The sequence below is a fragment of the Bradyrhizobium sp. SK17 genome (assembly GCF_002831585.1).
Classification (GTDB): domain Bacteria; phylum Pseudomonadota; class Alphaproteobacteria; order Rhizobiales; family Xanthobacteraceae; genus Bradyrhizobium.
Genome location: NZ_CP025113.1, coordinates 6,522,032 through 6,541,109 on the forward strand (window position 1 = coordinate 6,522,032; position 19,078 = coordinate 6,541,109).

Annotated in this window: 17 protein-coding genes; 5 read left to right on the top strand and 12 right to left on the bottom strand. The window is 64.4% G+C overall.

Annotated features, from left to right (window positions below; genetic code table 11):
* Positions 1–2: 2 nt before the first annotated feature.
* Complete coding sequence (locus tag CWS35_RS30180) at positions 3–959, bottom strand: GAF domain-containing protein (protein WP_024582534.1); 957 nt, start codon at positions 957–959, stop codon at positions 3–5.
* Positions 960–1,397: 438 nt separating this feature from the next.
* Between CWS35_RS30180 and CWS35_RS30185 the strand changes: the two genes are divergently transcribed.
* From CWS35_RS30185 to CWS35_RS30195, 3 genes are all read left to right on the top strand, one after another.
* A complete protein-coding gene (locus tag CWS35_RS30185; RefSeq protein WP_029879438.1) occupies positions 1,398–2,318 on the top strand; it encodes a LysR family transcriptional regulator in 921 nt (306 codons plus the stop codon).
* 105 nt (positions 2,319–2,423) lie between these two features.
* Entirely contained in the window at positions 2,424–3,425 is a 1,002-nt protein-coding gene (locus CWS35_RS30190) for a carbon-nitrogen hydrolase family protein (protein WP_100955175.1), read from the top strand.
* Positions 3,426–3,652: 227 nt separating this feature from the next.
* The gene (locus CWS35_RS30195; protein WP_100955176.1) at positions 3,653–4,828 is read left to right on the top strand and encodes a CaiB/BaiF CoA-transferase family protein; all 1,176 of its coding nucleotides are present in this window, start codon (positions 3,653–3,655) and stop codon (positions 4,826–4,828) included.
* 199 nt (positions 4,829–5,027) lie between these two features.
* Here the strand turns inward: CWS35_RS30195 and CWS35_RS30200 are convergent, their stop codons facing one another.
* From CWS35_RS30200 to CWS35_RS30225, 5 genes are all read right to left on the bottom strand, one after another.
* Positions 5,028–6,221, bottom strand: a complete 1,194-nt coding sequence (locus tag CWS35_RS30200) for a DUF2778 domain-containing protein (protein ID WP_100955177.1) — start codon at positions 6,219–6,221, stop codon at positions 5,028–5,030.
* Positions 6,222–6,647: 426 nt separating this feature from the next.
* Complete coding sequence (locus CWS35_RS30205; RefSeq protein WP_100955178.1) at positions 6,648–7,343, bottom strand: DUF899 family protein; 696 nt, start codon at positions 7,341–7,343, stop codon at positions 6,648–6,650.
* 78 nt (positions 7,344–7,421) lie between these two features.
* Entirely contained in the window at positions 7,422–8,924 is a 1,503-nt protein-coding gene (locus CWS35_RS30210; RefSeq protein ID WP_100955179.1) for a glycosyltransferase family 39 protein, read from the bottom strand.
* Positions 8,925–8,931: 7 nt separating this feature from the next.
* Positions 8,932–10,065, bottom strand: a complete 1,134-nt coding sequence (locus CWS35_RS30215; RefSeq protein WP_100955180.1) for a glycosyltransferase family 2 protein — start codon at positions 10,063–10,065, stop codon at positions 8,932–8,934.
* 525 nt (positions 10,066–10,590) lie between these two features.
* Positions 10,591–10,962 (bottom strand): hypothetical protein, encoded by a 372-nt coding sequence (locus CWS35_RS30225; RefSeq protein WP_100955181.1) that lies wholly within the window; start codon positions 10,960–10,962, stop codon positions 10,591–10,593.
* A gap of 129 nt (positions 10,963–11,091) precedes the next feature.
* Here CWS35_RS30225 and CWS35_RS30230 point away from each other — a divergent pair, with 129 nt between their 5' ends.
* Both CWS35_RS30230 and CWS35_RS30235 read left to right on the top strand, forming a co-directional pair.
* The gene (locus tag CWS35_RS30230; RefSeq protein WP_371682810.1) at positions 11,092–11,964 is read left to right on the top strand and encodes a DUF72 domain-containing protein; all 873 of its coding nucleotides are present in this window, start codon (positions 11,092–11,094) and stop codon (positions 11,962–11,964) included.
* 10 nt (positions 11,965–11,974) lie between these two features.
* Positions 11,975–12,436, top strand: coding sequence for a DUF488 family protein (locus CWS35_RS30235; RefSeq protein ID WP_100955182.1), 462 nt, complete (start codon positions 11,975–11,977; stop codon positions 12,434–12,436).
* Here the strand turns inward: CWS35_RS30235 and CWS35_RS30240 are convergent.
* From CWS35_RS30240 to CWS35_RS30265, 6 genes are all read right to left on the bottom strand, one after another.
* Positions 12,433–13,350 carry a PhzF family phenazine biosynthesis protein gene (locus CWS35_RS30240; protein WP_024582545.1) on the bottom strand — a complete coding sequence of 306 codons (918 nt, stop codon included), beginning with the start codon at positions 13,348–13,350 and terminating at the stop codon, positions 12,433–12,435. The two genes, CWS35_RS30235 and CWS35_RS30240, sit on opposite strands and share 4 nt — an antisense overlap.
* A gap of 154 nt (positions 13,351–13,504) precedes the next feature.
* Positions 13,505–14,401, bottom strand: a complete 897-nt coding sequence (locus CWS35_RS30245; protein ID WP_100956800.1) for an amidohydrolase — start codon at positions 14,399–14,401, stop codon at positions 13,505–13,507.
* A gap of 15 nt (positions 14,402–14,416) precedes the next feature.
* Positions 14,417–15,661 carry an MFS transporter gene (locus tag CWS35_RS30250; protein ID WP_024582547.1) on the bottom strand — a complete coding sequence of 415 codons (1,245 nt, stop codon included), beginning with the start codon at positions 15,659–15,661 and terminating at the stop codon, positions 14,417–14,419.
* A gap of 53 nt (positions 15,662–15,714) precedes the next feature.
* Positions 15,715–16,443, bottom strand: a complete 729-nt coding sequence (locus CWS35_RS30255) for a GntR family transcriptional regulator (protein WP_100955183.1) — start codon at positions 16,441–16,443, stop codon at positions 15,715–15,717.
* Positions 16,444–16,513: 70 nt separating this feature from the next.
* Positions 16,514–17,830: an adenylate/guanylate cyclase domain-containing protein gene (locus CWS35_RS30260; protein WP_024582549.1), complete on the bottom strand. Its 1,317-nt coding sequence runs from the start codon at positions 17,828–17,830 to the stop codon at positions 16,514–16,516.
* A gap of 72 nt (positions 17,831–17,902) precedes the next feature.
* Positions 17,903–19,066, bottom strand: a complete 1,164-nt coding sequence (locus CWS35_RS30265) for an ABC transporter permease (RefSeq protein WP_100955184.1) — start codon at positions 19,064–19,066, stop codon at positions 17,903–17,905.
* Between the last annotated feature and the right edge of the window lie 12 nt (positions 19,067–19,078).

Below are 19,078 nucleotides of genomic sequence, written 5' to 3' on the forward strand. Positions count from 1 at the left end.
CCTTAGCGATGCAGACCGAGCTGCTTGAGCTTGCGGTGCAATGTGGCGCGCGACATGTCGAGATTCTTGGCGGCCTTCGACACGTTGCCGCCGGCGCGTGCCAGCGCACGCTGCAACGCTGCGCGCTCCGCCGCAACCAGGCCGCCATCGTCACGGGTCTCACCGATCAGATCCGCCGCCGGCAATGGCCGCGCCAGCGACGCCGCGTTGAGGCCGAGCGCGCGCCGCGCGGCCCGCGTTGCACCGATCACGAGGTCGTCGCGATCGACCGCGAGCAGCGAGTTGACGGCGCGCTCGCTTCGCGGCGTCAGCAGAATTCGCGCATCGGGAAACGCCCGGCGAAAATTCTCGGCCTCGATCGCGCGCGCAGCGTCGGTGACCGTGGTGGCGATCAAGCGGGAAAATCCGTCGGTCAGGTCGGCGCGGCAGGAGGAGACATCGAGCGCCGCGGCAAGCTCGCCATGCTCGTCAAAGACCGGCGCGGTGGTGCAGAACAATCCGGAATTGCGGGTGAAGAAGTGCTGCTCGCGATCGATCGACAGCGGCCGCTTCTCCACGATGCAGGTACCGATGCCGTTGGTGCCCTCATATTTCTCGCTCCAGACCGCGCCGGTCCACAGCCCCCAGGCGTCGAACGTCGCGTCATCGGCGCCGGCGCCGCGCCGGTCGACCACGACACCGTCGCGATCGGCGAGCAGCACCGAGCAGCCGACGCCGCCGACAGCAAGAAACAGCCGGTCGAGCGTGCCCTGGGCGACCTTCAGAAACTCGCCGAGACGCTGCTGCGCGGCGGCGACGTCGGCTTGCTGGAGACGATGGGAAGGCCTACGGCTCGCCGGATCGAGCGCATGCAGATGGCCGGAGCGGCGCCACGACGCCGACAGCTCGGACGGCGCCCCGCCTCCGGCAAGCACATCGAGAACCTTGTCCGTATGCATGACACCCGGCGACCGGCTCATGCTTCCCTCCCCTGCTCCCCGGGTTCTCAGACCCTCGGGAACGCGGCGCTGTTGACCCTGGCACCCCTGTATTCCGCAGGATATAGCGCGCCCGGCAGCCTTTCAAGGGACGCGACTGCGACCTTCGGACAGGGCCTGGCCGCGCGCCGGTCAATTCGTCCCAGCCGGCGGCCCGCCCATCGGCGCTCGTCGACGGGTGGGCGTGACCCAGGTATCGCGCGACCCCGCATCATCGCAATGGCTCGACCCAGTTCGTGCCCGCTAGCTGAGGCGACGCATTTCCGCAATGATCAATGCAGAAATACTCGTTCTCTCGGAAACCAAGGCTTTCTAAACTTTTGCGTCTGTTCCGAATCTGCCCCGGACCGGGTGCGAGGACCACACAAGCCACTTGTAGGCTTGTATTTTGCGGGCCAAACGTGAATACGCATGTTCAGAATGGGCAATGCAAAATCCCTCCGATCGATCAGATGGGATGATCTGCGAATATTCCTCGCGATTGCGCGCAGCGATCACATCGCGGGGGCTGCCCGGTTGCTGCAACTTGACCAGTCGACGGTCAGCCGCCGCATTGCGCAAATGGAAGCCGACCTTGGGCTCCGTCTCGTCGAACGCAAGCGCGAGCGATTGTACCTCACCGAATTCGGCCGAAACATTCTCCGGCATGTTGAAACGATCGACAGTCAGGTTTCGCAAGTCCTCGATCTTTCGCGCGGTGAAGTCGAAGGAGCCTCTCCGCTCATCCGCATTTCGACCTACGAAGGTCTATCGACGTTCTATTTGGCCGAGCGGCTCGCAGCCTTTCAGTTGACGCAACCTCCAATGCGTCTCGAGATCGTCACACAACTGCGGCCCGTGAACGTCGCGATCCGGGATTCCGACCTGTTCGTCAGCTTCTACGAACCGGAAGGACGGGGTCTCCACAAAGAACAGCTTGGCACGATCACGGTGCATTTGTTCGCTTCCCAGCGATATTTGGACAGCGAGGGCACGCCGAAGAATCGGACCGATCTCGCTCGCCATCGGTTCGTTTCGTTCATACCTGATCTTCTCAGCGTCGAGTCCGCGCGGTTCCTGGACGAGGTGGTCGAAGGGCATCGCGACGTGTTGAATTCCACCAGCATGGGGACGCAGATGGCCGCCGTTGCGGCGGGTGCTGGCATTGTGATGCTGCCGGTCTTCGCCGCGCGTACCGATCGCAGATTGGTCCCGATCCTTCGGGAGAGCATCGCGATCGAACGCGGGATCTGGGTCAGTACCCATCAGGATCTTCGCTATACCGCAAGAGTAAAGTCGCTGATCGGATTTCTGAAGAAGATATTCAAGGAGGATCACGATCACTTCAATCGGTGGTCGTAAGCATCTGCCCGAATTTCCGCAATGACGAATGCGCAGATCCAGCTTCTTGGTCGGGCGATCTGTCCATAAAGTGGTGGCGCGCATTCGCGAGTGCCACGAGGACGTATGGGACTTTATCCAAGCTACAAAGTCGCGGCAGCTCATGTCGCATCTGTCTATGGCCACAGTGACAAAACGACGGAAAAAGCCTGCGACATCATCGCTGAAGCAGCTCGGCAAGGCGTTCGCCTGATCGCCTTTCCCGAGGCGTTCATCCCGGGCTATCCTACCTGGGCGACATTGGCTGCGCCTTTTGACGGAGACAAGTACTTCGCCGAGCTGGCTGCTCAGGCCATCCGTGTCGATGGTCCCGAGATGGGAAAGGTCCGCGCCGCCGCGCGCGCCAACGATATCTTCGTCTCCATCGGATTCACGGAGGCGAGCAGTGTAAGTGTGGGTTGTCTGTGGAATGCGAATGTTCTGATCGGCCCTGGCGGTGATATCCTGAATCATCACAGGAAGCTGGTGCCCACGTTTTTCGAGAAACTGGTGTGGGCCAATGGTGATGGCGCGGGCCTGCGCGTTAGCGACACGGAGATCGGCGGCATCGGCATGCTGATCTGCGGCGAGAACACCAATCCGCTGGCGCGCTTTTCGTTGATGGCGCAAGGAGAACAGGTTCATATTTCCACCTACCCGCCCATAGGAGTGGCTGGAAAGGTAAAGACGGCCGGCACCTACGATCTCGAACAGGCAATTCGGATTCGCGCCGCCGCACATTCTTTCGAGGCAAAAGCCTTCAATATCGTTGCATCTGCGTACCACGACCAGTCCGCGCGCGAGGCGATCGCAACGATGGGGCCGGAAGCCGCTGAGATCATGGAGGCCAGCCCTCGAGGTGTCTCGATGATCCTGGGCCCGACAGGTGCACTCATAAGCAGCGTCTTGAGCGATCAAGAAGGCTTGGTGACGGCCACGATCGATCTCAAGGACGCCGTTGTGCAGAAGCGGATCCACGATGTCGTCGGCTACTACAACAGGTTCGACATCTTCAAACTCTCAGTCGATCGCTCGGCAAATCGGCCAATCCATTTCCCCTTCGAGCCGACGCATGATCCCAATTGCTGATCCCGGTTTGGCGGGAAAAATTGGCGGCTACCGCGGATGATATCCATGTCACGTCGAGCCAAGGGACCAAGTTGGCGGCGGGCTGGCCCCGCATGGCTCGCCACCATGCTCACCTGCAACCGGAGATTCAGGCAGGGGCCGCTTCGGATGAGAAGTCAGTTCAACTGACACCGCGATCTTCCAGAACAATCTTGCACCACTGACCGTCCTCAAAGCGTCGAGGTTATATGTCGCGCCTTCCCCTATCTCATATTCGCGTGCTCGATCTGTCGCGCGTTCGAGCCGGCCCGACCTGCGTGAAATTCTTTGGCGACTTCGGAGCCGACGTCATCAAGGTCGAGCGCACCGATGGCGAAGGAGATCCCATGGGGGACGATCGCTATTCGTCCGACTACGTCAACGCCCAAAGAAACAAGCGTGGAATCACGTTGGACCTCAAGCGGCCCGAAGGCGTGGCTGTTCTCAAGAGATTGATCGAGACCGTCGACGTGGTCGTCGAGAATTTTCGGCCAGACGTAAAGCATCGATTGGGTATCGACTACGACAGTCTATCGGCGATCAATCCAAGGCTCGTCTACACCTCGATTTCCGCGTTCGGGGAAACGGGGCCCTACAGCGCGCGACCAGGCTTCGATCTGATCGCCCAGGGCATGGGAGGGTTGATGTGGCTTACAGGTTATGCGGATCGCGGGCCGCTGCGAGCAGGAATCTCACCCGCAGATGTAAGCGCCGGGATATTTGCCGCGATCGGAGCGATGATCGCGCTCATCGAGCGTGAACGGTCGGGAAAAGGACAGTGGGTACAGGCCAATCTGTTGTCGTCGCAGATCATGCTGTTGGATTATCAGGCCATGAGCTGGCTGATGGACGGGCACATTCCGCAGCAGCGCGCAAACGATCGCCCCAAGATCGTTCCTACCGGGGTCTATAAGGCCAAGGACGGCTATTTCACGATCTCAACGGTAGGGAATGACAGTTACCACCGGCTCTGCAGCGCGATCGGCGCGCTCGAGCTGAGTTCAGATCCCCGTTTCGTGACGGCGGATTTGCGAGAAAGCAACCGCGACGCCCTGAACGCCTCGATCGAAGCCGCAACTTCACAGAACACGGCCTCCGCGTGGATCGAATGCCTCAACGCGGCCGGCGTTCCGGCGGGACCGATCTACAAGCTCGATGAAATGTTCTCAGACCCCCAAGTCAAGGAAATCGGAATCGTACAATCTCTCAATCACCCGAAGCTCGGCCATGTCGAAATCCTCGGTCAGCCGATCAAGCTGAGCCGGACGCCTGCCGAAATTCGGCGTGCCCCGCCGGAACTCGGCGAGCACACCGACGAGGTGCTTGCGGAATTTGGCTTCGAGCCTGCCGAAGTGGCGGAGTTGAGACGTCTTCGCGTGATCTAGTTCAGTGCGCCACCGTGCCCGTTCACCCGGTCCGCATCACCAGCGCAATTAGCAAGATCTTGCCCACCCCGCGGGCGCCGGCGGCCAGTGTCCTGCACGAGTGTCCAGCGCCTGCCCTGCGCTCCGATTGACGCCACCGAGATAGCTGACGACGGCGGGACAGGCCAAGGGGAGCAAGCTCCCCTCCGGCAGACAGCGCCTACTGAATCCGCGCGAGCACCGCGAGGCGGCGGATACCCTTGTTACGGTAGGCGTCGAGGAACGCGTAATAGTCCTTGAACGAGACGCAACCGTTGGAATCGCCGTTCGGGCCGAGCATGAAGGTGTGCGCGAGCAGGCCGACGCGGTTGAAGATCTTGCCCTCGCCGCCGATCGGATTGAGCCGCAGCGCCGGCACGCCGTGGAACAGCGCCTCGCGCGGCTTGAGTTCGTAGATGTGCGGCGGCGTCACACCAACCATTTTCAGATGCGACGACCGGGGATCGTCGAGCCGGGAGCCGAGCCCCGAATGCGCCTCGAGCCGCGTGCCGTCGGGCAGGTATACGGTCCTGGCCGAGATGTCATAGACCGCGGTCTGGCGGTCATAGGGCGGCGAGCCGCCGAGCATCGGGTTCTGGTCGAGCGTCGAGGGGATGCTGCCGGTGACGTTGGCGTCGGCCGAAGCAAAGGAGAGCAGCCCGCCATTCGACTCGCGCTTGCCCCACAGCTTCTCGACCATGGTCTGCCGCTCGTTCGAGGCGATCGACATCACCGCGGCCTTGGCGCGCGCGGCCATGTCACGCACCGTGACGCTGCCGGACTTGGTGGCCGACTTGCTCTCCGCTGCCTTGGTGTCGGTAGCCTTCGGTTGCACCGACGCTGATGGATCGTTGAGCGCCACCTGCAGATTGGCGGCGGCTTCCTTCTTGTTGATCTCGACTGATTTCGGCGCCGGCAGCGGCTTCGAGGCCTCCGCAAGCTTTGCCGAGGCGACCGGCTTCGCTTCGGCGACCTTGGGCGCGGCGGCCTGCTTGATCGGGTCGATCTGCGGCGCGGCGTCGGCGACGACGCTGGATGCCACGCCCTCGGGCGAAGCCGCCGCAAACCGATCGTTAAACATGAGTGAAGGTGCCGGGGTTTCCGACTTCGCGACTTCGGATTTGGCGACTTCGGACTTGACGACCCCGGACTTGGCCACCTCGGACTTGGTGGCCTCGGATTTGGCGGGCGCCGCCGGTGCGGGGGTCAGCGAGGCGAACACCTCGTTGAATGCCGGAGCCGGCCGTGCGGCGGCCGCTACCGGCCGCTTGACCGCCGGGGCCTCGAACGACGCACTGCCCACCGAGGGATAGACGCTCGCGGCAAAGATGTTGGCATAGACGGTCCAGGCGCAACCAAGCACCAGCCCCGCCACCGCGGCACTGCCGAGGAAATGCTGTGGGAGGATTTTTCGGGAGGATTTCTTGCGGCTCGGAGCCCCAAGAACATACGCACTCGCACTCGTACCCATACACCCGGCGCTCAAAACAGGTCCACCTTTGTCCCCACACTGGATCTGCCGAACGACATTTCGGCTCACCGTCGCGCAGGGGGCACAGACGGCCATTAAGGCGACTTTTAGTTAAATGCGACTTAACCGGATGCGATCCCCTGCAACGCGGGAAGTGCCTGTGGCGTAGGGCTTTTTTAAGATGACATTGGAACGCCAAAACGGTTTTTTTGTCCCATGCTGGGACATTCCGGCACGCCGCCCGGGTGCAGGATGCCGGAATAAATTCAGGGGAGAATTTCCTTGCCGATCGCCCCGTAAATCCACGGGCATCGCGCAAGAAACGTCTCCTCAATAGCTCAGCTTCGGATACCAGTCCGTGCCGCGGCCCTCTCGCGTGGTGTCGAGCACGGTCCAGAGCGGGTCGAGATCGGGTGCGCCACGCGGGTCCTGCCCGGGGTCCATCGTGCCCGCCCCCATCTCGCCGGCCCAGAAATGACGGATCGTGCCGTCGTGGCGCGTGAAGACATTGTAGCCGGGCACGTCGCCATCATCCTTGCTGACATAGTCGCGCGTGTAGTCGCCCGACATGTCCGAATAGACCCTGTGGCGGGTCCAGCCGCGCGCCCGCTTCGCCTCGACCAGCCGCGCGATCGGCGAGCGCGCCACGAACACGAACGACACGCGCTGCTCGATATCGGGCAGCTTCTCCTCCCATGTGCCCATGAACGAGGTGCACATCGGACACGGCTTTTCGCGTTGCGGGCCGAACATGTAGCTGTAGATGATCAGGGTCTGCCTGTTGCCGAAGAGATCGCCGAGCGAGGCCGGACCGGCTTCGCCGGTGAATTCATAGGCCGTAGTCACCTCGCCGCCCGGCGGCAACGCGCGGCGCAGCTCGGCCACACGTTCGATGTGCCGGCGCAACTCGATCTCCTCGACAAGCAGCGCCTGGCGCGCGCGACGATATTCGGCGCTCTCATTGGGGACGCGGCTGGTGTTTGTCCTGGCGAGCTCGGCGGCGGGCTTGAGAACGGAACTGGTCATGATCGGAACCTCGCGTGATTGAAGGGCTCCCTGGAAGACGAACCGGAACCGGAGCGCCCGACAGTCAGCCGCGGCAATTCATTGCAGTTCCGGCGGCGGCGAGCGATCGAGGACATCGCCCTTTGCGCCTTCCAGCAGATCCAGCGCGTAGGTCTCGATCACCAGCGGCCCACGCATGCGCCTGGCTTCGGCGATGGTTTCGATACGAGTGAAATTGTCGCGCACCGAAGCCGGCATCGGCTGGTCGAGCTCATGCACATACAGCAGCTTGCCCGAGAGCTGCGCCGGGCTCGGCTCCGGCATATTGACCCAGCGGATACGCTGGCCCTGCTGGGCGACGCAGCTGCCCTTGGGGAGATAGAACGCGAGCCAGCCGACGGTGCCATAGTCCGGCGCCAGCACGCAGCTTGCACCCGACTTCACCCGTGCCGCCTCGATTTCGCCGGCGAGCTCCGGCCAGCCGACGCCGACGCTGCGCACGGTGGCGTCACGACGATATCCCGAGAGGATGCCGGTGTTGGCCTGCACGATCAGCAGCGCGAACAGCACGACGCCACTGGGTGCAGCCCAGCGGCGGCAGAAATCCACGGTGCGCTGCTCGCGCGGCGCCCACTGCGCCTGGATCGCGGCGACCGCGGCCGCCAGCGCAAAGGCGGGATAGACCGGCGCGAACCAATTGGCCTCGACCCGCGCATGTAACGCGTGCCAGGTGAAATAGACCACGATGGTCCAGAACATCGTGTTGATCAGGACGCGTGCCGGCATCGCGCCGGCGCGACGCCGATAGAGCGCATAGAGGCCCATCACGCCGAGAATGAACACCAGCGGCGTCGCGAACGCGAATTGGGTCGGGATCAGCTCGGCGATGTAGGTCGGCCGGAAATCCTCGATCCGGGCGCGCCCCATCTGCTTGATGAACGACACCCATTGGTGCTCGGCATTCCAGAGGATGACAGGCGCGAACAGGCCGGCCGCGACCAGGCCGCCGAGATAGAGCCACGGCGAGAGAAACCAGCGCCGCAGCTTGGGCACCGTCGCAAGCCAGATCAGGATCGCGGGACCAAAGAACAGCGCGGTGTATTTCGACAACAGCGCCGCACCGGCGCTGGCGCCGACCGCGAGCCACCAGGCGCCGCGGCCGCTCTCCAGCACCTTGGCGAGCGCGTACAGCAGCAGGCTGGCGGCGACCAATAGCGGCGCATCCGGCGTCACGATCAGCGTGCCGACGGCGGCCATCAGCGTGACGTTGAGCAGGATGGTTGCGCTCGCGGCAATGCGCTGGCCGCCGAACAGGATCGCCGCGGCCCGGTAGATCGCCCAGCTCATCGGGAACGCGAGCAGGATCGAGACCAGCCGCACGCCGAACGGCGTGTCGCCCGCGATCATGGTGCCGAGCCGGATCACGATCGCGACCATCGGCGGATGATCATAATAACCGCCGGCCAGCGCCTTCGACCACATCCAGTAATAGGCTTCGTCGAAGGTCAGCGGCGTCCATGCCGCCGCCACCAGCCGCAGCAGCACCAGCGCGAATACCGCGAGCGCGGTATTCCGGGCGAGCCGCCCCTCGTTCGCACTCATGCGAACGTCACCGCTTGCGCCAGACGAACAGTCCGGACATCGCGTAGTTCCAGACCACGCCCATCAGCGCGCCGGCAGCGCCCGCAAGCCACCAGATCGGCTCCTGGTCGTAGACCGAGAATGCGACGCCGACATTGGCGAGCAGGCCGACGCTGCACACCAGATAGAACAGCAGCAGGCCGCGCAGGATGCCAAAGCCTTTCAGCCGCTGGTCGCGATAGGTCAGGAAATTGTTGAGGATGAAATTGCTGGTCATCGCGACGACGGCGCCGGCGGCCTGCGCCTCCGGGAATCGCGCGCCGAACATTTGCAGCGCGACAAACAGCACGGCGAGGTGCACGAGCAGGCCGAGCCCGCCGACCGCGGCGAACAGGATGAAGCGCAGCGAGATCAGATCATTGGTCAGCTTCGCCAGCACCAGGCCGAGGAAGTCGAGCGCGACCATGGAATCAAGCTTGCTCTCGCCATGCTGGCGGGCACCGAATTTGTAGGGAATTTCGACCGTGCGCAGCTTGCCGTCCGCGGTCGCCACCAGGTCGAGCAGGATCTTGAAGCCCTGGGTCGAGAGCTGCGGCGCAAGCTGCTCGAAGCGGTCACGGCGGATCATGAAGAAGCCGCTCATCGGATCGGCGACCTCGACCTTCAGCGTGCGGCGGGCGATCTCGGTGGCAAAGGCGCTGGCGCCCGCGCGCTGCTTGTTGAAGCCGTCGGCCTTGTAACCCTCGATGTAGCGACTGCCGACCACGAGCTCGGCCTCGCCGCTCTCCAGCAGCGCCAGCATCTTCGGGAGCTGGGTCTCGTCATGCTGGAGATCGGCGTCCATCACGGCGGCATAGGGCGCGCTCGAGGCCAGGATGCCCTCGATACAGGCGCCGGACAGGCCCCGTCGGCCGATTCGGCGAACGCAGCGCACGCGCGAATCCTGCCGCGCCAGGCCACGCACCACATCCCAGGTTCCGTCGGGCGAATTGTCGTCGACGAAGATCACTTCCCAGGACACGTCCTTCAGGATCGCGTCGAGCCGACGGTACAGCACCGTGACACTGTCGCGCTCGTTGAAGGTTGGGACGACGACCGAAAGCTGCGGCAGACGTGCGGTCTGCGACGCGGTTTCGGGGCCCGGCTGGATGGCGTCATTCATGAGCGCCAGCGTATAGCCGCAGCCTCCCCGGCTGCCAAGGCAGGCCGGACCATACGGGCGCTCGGGAAGCGGGAAAACGGGGCAAAATACCCCTGAAAATGCCAACGACCACGAACAAGGGGCGCGCGTACATCCGGCGCAGCCAAACAATGTCGTGGTCGTCCCGGCGCCGGAGCCCTGAAGCTGCAACGTCGCCGTTCCAAGTTAGATAGGAACGCCCCGGACGGTTCGCAAGGGGGCGAACGGCGCTAGTTGTTCGGTACTTCCCGGATCACGGGGCCGCGTGGCGCCGGGGCCACTGGCGCGGCTTCAGCGGCAGGGGCGGCTTGCGGCTGCGCCGCAGCGGGCGGTGCGGGGTTATGAAGCTGGCTGGGCGACGGCCCGTAGATGAACGCCGCCGCCAGCACGATGGCTGCGACCACTGCGCCCAGAAAGCCTGCCGTCGATTGTGAGCTCATGCCGAACATCCCCTCGCCTGCGCGGATTGATATCAAAAATCGGCCGGCCGCAACAGGATTCGGGAACCTATTTCGCCGCGGCCTTGCGCCGGGTGAAGGCGGTCACGATGTCCTTCTGCGCCAGCTCGATCGCGCGGTTGGCGGTCGTCAGATTGGCGTCGGCATCCTGCTTCGGAAATTGCAGCGACAGGAAGTCGATCAGCGACACCCGGAAGTTCTGCCGCTCGGAAGGACAGACATTGGCGATCAGCGAGCTGAACTCCTGGTCGGACATCGCCTTGTTGCTGTCGCGGGGATATTCGCGGGCGAGACAATTCCAGTAGGCGTCGCGGCCGGTGATCGCGAGCTTGTGCGCGTCGTCGACCTCGTCGGCCATTGCAGTAGACGATATCGCGGCGGACGAGGCGACCAAGAGAGCGGCCGCAACCAGCATGCGCATTATTGTTCTCCCGTTTTCGGCATCCTAGCCAACGCTGGCGACCACGATAAGCACCGCCGCGCCGATCTGGCAAACTGGCCAATCACGATTATTTTGACTACTCTCGCTCCCTAGTCCCCTCACCTCGCGATGAGTGCAGCCGTGGCCAAAGCTCCCACCAAGGCAACCAAGACCGACGCCAAGACAGACGCCAAGACAACCAAGACCGGCGCGGGCAACATCTATATCGGCATCGGCGGCTGGACCTTCGAGCCGTGGCGCGGAGTGTTCTATCCGGAGAAGCTCACGCAGGCGAAGGAGCTGTCCTACGCCGCCTCGAAGCTGACCTCGATCGAGATCAACGGCACCTATTACGGCTCGCAGAAGCCGGAGAGCTTTCGCAAATGGGCCAGCGAGGTACCCGACGGGTTCATCTTCTCGCTGAAGGGGCCGCGCTTCGCCACCAACCGCCGCGTGCTCGCCGAGGCCGGCGATTCGGTGAAGCGATTCTATGATTCGGGCGTGCTGGAGCTGAAGGACCGGCTCGGCCCGGTGCTCTGGCAATTCGCACCGACCAAGAAGTTCGATGGCGCCGATTTCGGCAAGTTCCTCGAGCTGTTGCCGCGCAAGCTCGACGGCCGCGCGCTGCGCCATGTGGTCGAGGTGCGCCACGACAGCTTCAAGGTGCCCGAGTTCATCGCCCTAATCCGCGAGCACGAGGTGCCCGTGGTGTTTGCCGAGCACGGCAAGTATCCGGCGATCGCCGACGTCGCCAGCGACTTCGTCTATGCCCGGTTGCAGAAGGGCAACGACGAATTGAAGACCTGCTATCCGCCGAAGCAGCTCGACGCCTGGGCCAGGCGCTTCCAGGACTGGGCCGGCGGCGGCGAGCCCGACGACCTGCCGAAGGTCGACGAGACCGCGCCGAAGAAAGCCCCGCGCGACGTGTTCGCCTATGTGATCCACGAGGGCAAGATCCGCGCGCCCGCCGGCGCGATGGAGCTGATCGAACGGGTGAAGTGAAGGAACAGCGATGGCGAAGGCAAAAAAGCTGTTCACCATCGGCTACGAGCAGACGCCGTCGAACGCGGTGCTCGACGAGCTTCAGCACGCCGGCGTCAAGCTATTGGTCGACGTCCGCGCGGTTGCCTCCTCCCGCCGTCCCGGCTTCTCCAAGACCCAGCTCGCCGCCGGCCTCGACGAGCGCGGCATCGGCTATGTCCACCTCCGCGGCCTCGGCACGCCGAAGAGCGGTCGGGAAGCAGCGCGCAGCGGGCAGTACGCGCTGCTGCACAAGATCTACTCGGCGCATCTCAAGACCGTGCAGGCCAGGGAGGAGCTCGACGAGCTGTCGGCGCTGGTGAAGAAGTCCGGCCCTGTCTGCATCCTGTGCTACGAGCGCGACCACGAACATTGCCATCGCCGCTGGATCGCCGAGATCATCGAGGACCGCGACGACGTCAGGATCGAGAATCTGGCTGCGCCACAGCTCTAGCCCGCCTCACCCGACAGGTTCAGCGTTCCTTCCATCATCTTCACGCAGCCGCCGCCGACATGCACCGACGTGATCGCGCCGCCCTGCTTGCGTACCCGCGTCAGCAGCAGGCTCGGCCGGCCCATATCGACGCCTTGCCCGATCCGCAGCCGCAATTCGCCGTCACGCGTGGCGTCGATATCGGCGAGCAGCGCCGCGCAGGCGGCGGTCGCGCTGCCGGTGGCAGGATCCTCGGACAGCCCGCTGGCGCCCGGATGGAACATGCGCGCCTGGAGATCGAGCGGCTGCTCGTCCGCCGGCACGTCGCGGGTGTAGAAATAGACGACGTCGCGGCCGATTTGCGCCAATGCCCTGGCGAACGCAGCCGCATCGGGCCGGGCGCGCTTCAGCGCCTCGCGCGAGGCGATCTCCACCACCAGGAACGGGAGGCCGACCGAGACGACCTGCGGCGCATGCCGGTCGGTCTTCACGTCGTCGGCCGACAGCGACAGGCACGCCGCCGCATCCGCCGCACTCACGACATTGGTCCGCTGCAAGGCCTGCGGCGCGGTCAGCTCGGCGCCGACCACCGTGCCGCGGTCGGACAGGATCGCGACCGGCACGAGGCCGGCCTTCTCCTCGAATTTCAGCTGCTCCGGCGGCTTCGCCGCCTGGCTCGCCAGCACGAAGGCGGTGCCGACATTGGGATGGCCGGCGAACGGGATTTCGGAACGCACCGTGAAGATGCGAACCTGGGCATCGTTGGCCGCATCCTGCGGCGGCAGCACGAAGGTCGTCTCCGAATAATTGAACTCGGTCGCGATCGCCTGCATCTGCGCCGTCGACAGCCCCCGGGCGTCGAGCACCACGCCGAGCGGGTTGCCGCCGAAAGCGCGGTCGGTGAAAACGTCGACGGTGATATAGCGCCGCTGCATCTTGCGTGTCCTCGTGCTCCGGTCATTGGCGACCGATCGCCGTCATCGTAACACAGCCGCAACGACGCCCATCAGAGCACTCGGTACAATCACGCGCGTTGTTGGAGCATGATCTCTTCTCGGAAAACCGCTTCGCACTTTTCCGCATCATGCCTCAGAACCGAAACAATGCACGCGGCGATGCGAGCACGCGCGCCCGCTCATCGGCATCGGTCACGAGCTCGTCGAGGAATTTGCGGTTCTTGGCGTAATTTTGCGTCGCCTCGAACTGCGTGTGCGGCCAGTCGCTGCCCCACAGCAGATGATCGACGCCGAAGGCCGTACGCAGCAGCGGATAGGCCTGCTTGGCGAATGCCTCACCATTGGGTCCATTGCGATATGGCGCCGAAATCTTGACCCAGACCTTTCGCGACGCGCCGAGCTTGAGCACCGCCTGGAATCCGGGATCATCGATTCCGAGCTTCGGATCAGGCAACGTATAGTGATCGAGCACGACGTTGACGCCGAGATCGAGCAGCCTTGGCGCGAGCATCGCAAGATCAGCGGCCTTGCGCTGGATCTCGACCTGCCACCCCATCGCCTTGACCTCGGCGAGCAGCGCCTTCCACTCCGGCAAGGCCAGGTCAGGCAATGTCTGGCCAACCAGGTTGAGGCGAATGCCGACCACGCCGGCGCGGTCGAGCGCGCGAAGCTCATCCGCGGCGACGGCGGGATCGACCACGGCGATGCCGCGCAGCCTTCCATTGGTCGCCTTCAGGCATTCGACCAGATAGGAATTGTCGGTGCCGAGAAAACTCGGCTGCACCAGCACGCCATTGGTCATGCCGTTCTGGTCGAGCTGTTGCAGATAGAGCGCGAGCGGCGCGTCGTAGTCGGGCGCATAGCGCCGGCCCGCCGCGAGCTTCAGCCCGCGATGGAAGACGTGGGAATGGGTGTCGATCGAAAGTTTCGGCACCTCAGCCCTCACCTTGCTCACGATGCCGCCGGCCGACAGCGCGGCAATCCCCGCAGCAAACTGGCGCCGCGTCAACCCATGTTCGTAAGATGTCATGATCATTCCCCATTTTCACGCGCGCGTTGCGGCGGCTTGCTCGAAGACCTTGCCGCGGGTCTCCGGCAGCATCAGCACGGCGATCAGCACCAGCGAATAAGCGAACGCCGCGTCGATCCCGATCGCGGCACCAAGGCCGATGTGATCGCTGAGATAGCCGACCAGGAACGGGAACGCGGCGGAGACGATGCGGCCGAAATTGTAGCAGAAGCCGACGCCGGTGCCGCGCACGCCGGCCGGGTACAATTCGCTGAACAGCGCCGCCATGCTGGCAGGAATGCCCGCGGAGAAGAAGCCCAGGGGGAAGCCGAGCACCAGCATCTGCGAATTGGACAGCGGCGCGAAGATATAGACCAGCACCGTCACGACGCAGGCGGCGGCGAACAGCGTCACGTTGGCGCGCCGCCCGATCCGGTCGCTGATGATCCCGGAGACCACGCAGCCGCAGAAGAAGGCGACGATGATCACGGCGAGATAGGCGCTGGAGCCAAGCACCGAGAGATGCCGCTCCTCGCGCAGGAAGGTCGGCAGGAACGTCGTCAGCGCCGCATAGCCGCCATGGGCGCCGATGCCGAACAGGCCACCGATCAAGGTCGAACGCAGCACGTCGCGATGAAAGATTCCAGCGAGCGTGGCGAAGAACGGCGGTTCGGCCGCGCGCGACACCGCACGCGGCGGCTCCTTCAGCCCGCGGCGGATGAACAGGATCAGCAGAGCCGGGATCAGGCCGACCGCGAACAGGATGCGCCAGGCGATATCGGCCGGCGCATAGGTAAACACCAGGGCCGAGAGCAACACGGCGGCGCCCCAGCCGACCGCCCAGGCGCTCTGCACGGCGCCGAGCGCCTTGCCGCGATGCTCGGGACGAATGATCTCCGCCATCAGCACCGCGCCGCAGGCCCATTCGGCGCCGAAGCCGATGCCCTGAATGGCCTTCAGGACCACGAGCTGGGTGTAGTTCATCGCGAAAGCACAGGCGAAGGTCGCAAGCGCAAAGGTCGCGACCGTGATCTGCAACGCCTTCACCCGCCCGAAGCGGTCGCCGAGCGCACCGCCGAGCCAGCCGCCGAACGCGCCGAAGAACAGCGTCACCGAGCCGAGCAGGCCGGCATCGGCCTTGCTGATCCCGAATGCGGTGATCAGCGCCGGGATCGCCAGGCTGAACATCTGGACGTCGAGCGCGTCCAACCCCCAGCCGCCGAAACTTGCCCAGAAGGTACGCCGCTCGAGCGGCGAGCATTCGCTGTACCAGTTTGCCATGTATCCTCCCGTGAATTGTTGTGTTGTTGTGTCGTTGTGCTTGGTTGCCGCGCTCACCTGATCTCGGCGTGGTAGCGGAAGCGATCCGCGGGCCCACGCGAGCGGCGCCATTCGATCGGCCGTCGCTCCAGATCGAAGGCCAGGCGCTCGATCACGATCAGCGGCGCGTTGGCCTCGAGCCGCAGCAGCCGCGATTGCATCTCGTTCGCGATCTCGACGGTGAGGATTTCATCGGCCGAGACCACGACCTGGCCGCAGCGGTCCTCGTAGAGCGGATAGAGCAGATCGCCGAACTCGGCGGTCTCGAGCGCAAGGATCGCCTCGAAGCGCGATCGTTGCAGCCAGATCTCCTCGGCGAGCAATGGCACGTCGTCGATCAGCCGCAGGCGCGACAGGCTGATCACAGGCTCGCCGACCGTGATGCGCAACGCCGAGGCCACCGCCGAGTTCGCCGGCATCGCCTTGCGCCGCAGGATCCGGCTCTGCGGAACGCGGCGCTCGCCGCGCTCGGACTGGAAGCGGAAGAAGCGGAACAGCGAGGAATTGAAGCGGGCCCGGCGCACGTAGGTGCCGCGGCCCTGCTGGCGCTCCAGTACGCCGTCGCTGACCAGCTGATCGATCGCTTTTCGCACGGTGCCGATGGCGACGCCGTAATGCGCGCCGAGCTCGGTCTCCGACGGGATCAGATCGCCCGGACGCCACTCGTTGCGATTGATCCGCGCCGCGAGGTCGTCGCGGAGACGCTGGTAGCGCGGCAGGCGGTCGTCGAGATCTGCACTCATATAGTCATCTATATGAGTATATGACATGACGTCAACAGACTACCATGACACCTCCGATCCACGGATACCCCTACCCCAGTTGCCAGACCGGCACCGGGTGCTCGTAACCCCGCACCGGGATCTCGCCGCGCGGGACCGCGTCCGTGCACTCCTCGCCGAGCGCATCTCGCACGGCGGCGGAGATCAGGAATTGCGTGCCGAGGTCCTTGTTGAGCGCCTCGAGCCGGGCGGCGAAGTTCACGGTGTCGCCGATCACCGTGTACTCCTTGCGCCGCGGCGAGCCGATATTGCCGGCGACGACCTCACCGACATGGATGCCGATCCCGATCCGCAGCGGCCAGCTCGACGACGCGTTGGAACGCTCATTGGCCGCCAGCATCTCGCGCGCAGCGGCAACCGCCTGATGCGCGGCGTCACCGGTCTCGAACGGCGCGCCGAACAGCGCGAGGAAACCGTCGCCCAGGAACTTGTTCACGATGCCGCCGTGGCGGTCGAGGATCTCGACGAGCACCGCAAAGGCGCCGTCGAGCCGGTCCACCACCTCCTGCGGCGAGCGCGCGCGCGCACCGGCGGTGAAGCTACGGAAGTCGACGAACATCACCGCGACGCGGCGGAGGTCGCTCCCGGTGCTGGCGCCCTCCGCCATCAGGCGTTCGACCACCTGCGGCGAGACGTGCTGGCCGAACAGATTGGTGATGCGATCACGCGCGGTCGCGGCCGCGATGCTGGCCCCGAATTGCCGCCGCAACTGCATGCCGACCGCGCCGGCCAGCACGCCGCAGATCAGGATGATCGAGCTGCGCGCGGCGTGATAATAGATGCCGGGGCCGGTCTCAACGCCGCCGGACGCATGGAAGTACACCGCCATGTAGAACAGCTCCGCCGCCGCCACGAAGCCGGTGAAGGTCGAGAGCCAGAAGTCGAGCCGCAGGGTCGAGAGGATGATGAAGAGGAAGTAGGTCAGCGGCGCCACGAAACCGAGCGCCTCCTGGCGGCCCATGCTGTCGATATGCAACGCCAGCACCACGGTCGGCAATGAGGTTTCGACCAGCACGCCGATATAGCGCCGGATCACCGGCAGGTCGCGGCCCTTGCGCATGTGCCAGCTGATCGCCGCGTGCACCCACAGCTCGAACACGATGAGCGGCACGATGACGTAGAACACATAGATCGGGCTGAGGTTGCCGTGCCAGACCCGGCTGACCGCCTCGGGGGCGAAGAAGTACACCAGCAGGCTGATCGCGCCGAGCACGATCGTGGTGCCGATCAGCACCTTGATGCGGAGCAGCTCGGTGGTCATCACCTCGCGCATCAGCGCGTGGTGGAAATCGGCGGAGACGGTGGTGTCCGGCGTCGCGCTGTCTTTGGTGCCCCAGAATCCAGCCATTTCCCCTCGCCCGTCATTCCGGGGCGCGAGGCGAACCCGGAATGACAATCAACAATTGGGACCATTCTAGCCTCAATCGAGCGTGCGGCGGAAGCGCGTCACGGCGACGGTCATGGCGAACAGCATCAGGGCGGCGAGCGCGATGGTGTCGTATTGCAGGTTCTGCATCGCCGCGCCCTTCAGCATGATGGCGCGGACGATGCGGACGAAATGGGTCAGGGGCAGCGCCTCGCCGATATATTGCGCCCAGACCGGCATGCCCGCGAACGGAAACATGAAGCCGGACAGCAGGATGCTCGGCAGGAAGAACATCATCGAGAGCTGCATCGCCTGCAACTGGTTCTGCACGATGGTGGAGAACGTGTAGCCGATCGACAGGTTGGTGGTGATGAACAACGTGGTGAGCAGCGCCAGCAGCGCGAAGCTGCCGAGCACCGGCACGCCGAACACGAACACGCCGATGCCGATGATCAGTGCGGCCTGGATGAAGCCGACCAGCACATAGGGGATGATCTTGCCGAACATCACCTCGACCGGCTTGATCGGCATCGACAGCAGGCTCTCCATGGTGCCGCGCTCGATCTCGCGCGTCACCGACAGCGCAGTGAAGATCAGCATGGTCATGGTCAGGATGGTGCCGACCAGGCCGGGCACGATGTTGAGGCGGGATTCCGCCGCCGGATTGTAGCGCGCATGCGCGCGGATCTCGAACGGCATGTCAGGGGGATCGCCGATATGCAGGTCGTGCGCCAAGGCCGATTGCACCAGCGGCCCGAGCGCACCGAGCGCCGAGCCGGCCGCCACCGGATCGGTGGCGTCGGCCGCGACCAGCAGCGCCGGCTTGTCGCCGCGCCGCACCGCGCGCTCGAAGCCGCGCGGGATCTCGACGCCGAACAGCACCTTGCCGGATTGCAGCAATTCGTCGAACTCCTCGACGGTGTGAACTTCGCGGGTGAAATGGAAATAGGCGGTGTTCTCCATCGCCTTCAGGATCGAACGCCCGAGATCGGTGTCCTCCTGGGTCAGCACCGCGGTCGGCAGATTGCGCGGCGTGGTGTTGATGGCGTAGCCGAACAGCGTGAGCTGCAACACCGGCAGCATGATGATCATGGCGAACGAGACGCGGTCGCGGCGAAGCTGGATGAACTCCTTGACCAGCATCGCATAGCTGCGCCGCCAGAAGCCGAACCGCGGCTCCCCGGTCTCGCCATTCCGGATCGTATCCGTCGCACTCATGTTACTTGTCCT

Coding starts and splice junctions, on each gene's coding strand:
- CWS35_RS30230 (WP_371682810.1), top strand. CDS start 11,092: ATGAGTGCAGCCGTGGCCAAAGCTCCCACCAAGGCAACCAAGACCGAC.
- CWS35_RS30235 (WP_100955182.1), top strand. CDS start 11,975: ATGGCGAAGGCAAAAAAGCTGTTCACCATCGGCTACGAGCAGACGCCG.
- CWS35_RS30225 (WP_100955181.1), bottom strand. CDS start 10,962: ATGCGCATGCTGGTTGCGGCCGCTCTCTTGGTCGCCTCGTCCGCCGCG.
- CWS35_RS30245 (WP_100956800.1), bottom strand. CDS start 14,401: ATGACATCTTACGAACATGGGTTGACGCGGCGCCAGTTTGCTGCGGGG.
- CWS35_RS30265 (WP_100955184.1), bottom strand. CDS start 19,066: ATGAGTGCGACGGATACGATCCGGAATGGCGAGACCGGGGAGCCGCGG.
- CWS35_RS30180 (WP_024582534.1), bottom strand. CDS start 959: ATGAGCCGGTCGCCGGGTGTCATGCATACGGACAAGGTTCTCGATGTG.
- CWS35_RS30260 (WP_024582549.1), bottom strand. CDS start 17,830: ATGGCTGGATTCTGGGGCACCAAAGACAGCGCGACGCCGGACACCACC.
- CWS35_RS30250 (WP_024582547.1), bottom strand. CDS start 15,661: ATGGCAAACTGGTACAGCGAATGCTCGCCGCTCGAGCGGCGTACCTTC.
- CWS35_RS30255 (WP_100955183.1), bottom strand. CDS start 16,443: ATGAGTGCAGATCTCGACGACCGCCTGCCGCGCTACCAGCGTCTCCGC.
- CWS35_RS30240 (WP_024582545.1), bottom strand. CDS start 13,350: ATGCAGCGGCGCTATATCACCGTCGACGTTTTCACCGACCGCGCTTTC.
- CWS35_RS30195 (WP_100955176.1), top strand. CDS start 3,653: ATGTCGCGCCTTCCCCTATCTCATATTCGCGTGCTCGATCTGTCGCGC.
- CWS35_RS30190 (WP_100955175.1), top strand. CDS start 2,424: ATGGGACTTTATCCAAGCTACAAAGTCGCGGCAGCTCATGTCGCATCT.
- CWS35_RS30215 (WP_100955180.1), bottom strand. CDS start 10,065: ATGAATGACGCCATCCAGCCGGGCCCCGAAACCGCGTCGCAGACCGCA.
- CWS35_RS30210 (WP_100955179.1), bottom strand. CDS start 8,924: ATGAGTGCGAACGAGGGGCGGCTCGCCCGGAATACCGCGCTCGCGGTA.
- CWS35_RS30205 (WP_100955178.1), bottom strand. CDS start 7,343: ATGACCAGTTCCGTTCTCAAGCCCGCCGCCGAGCTCGCCAGGACAAAC.
- CWS35_RS30185 (WP_029879438.1), top strand. CDS start 1,398: ATGGGCAATGCAAAATCCCTCCGATCGATCAGATGGGATGATCTGCGA.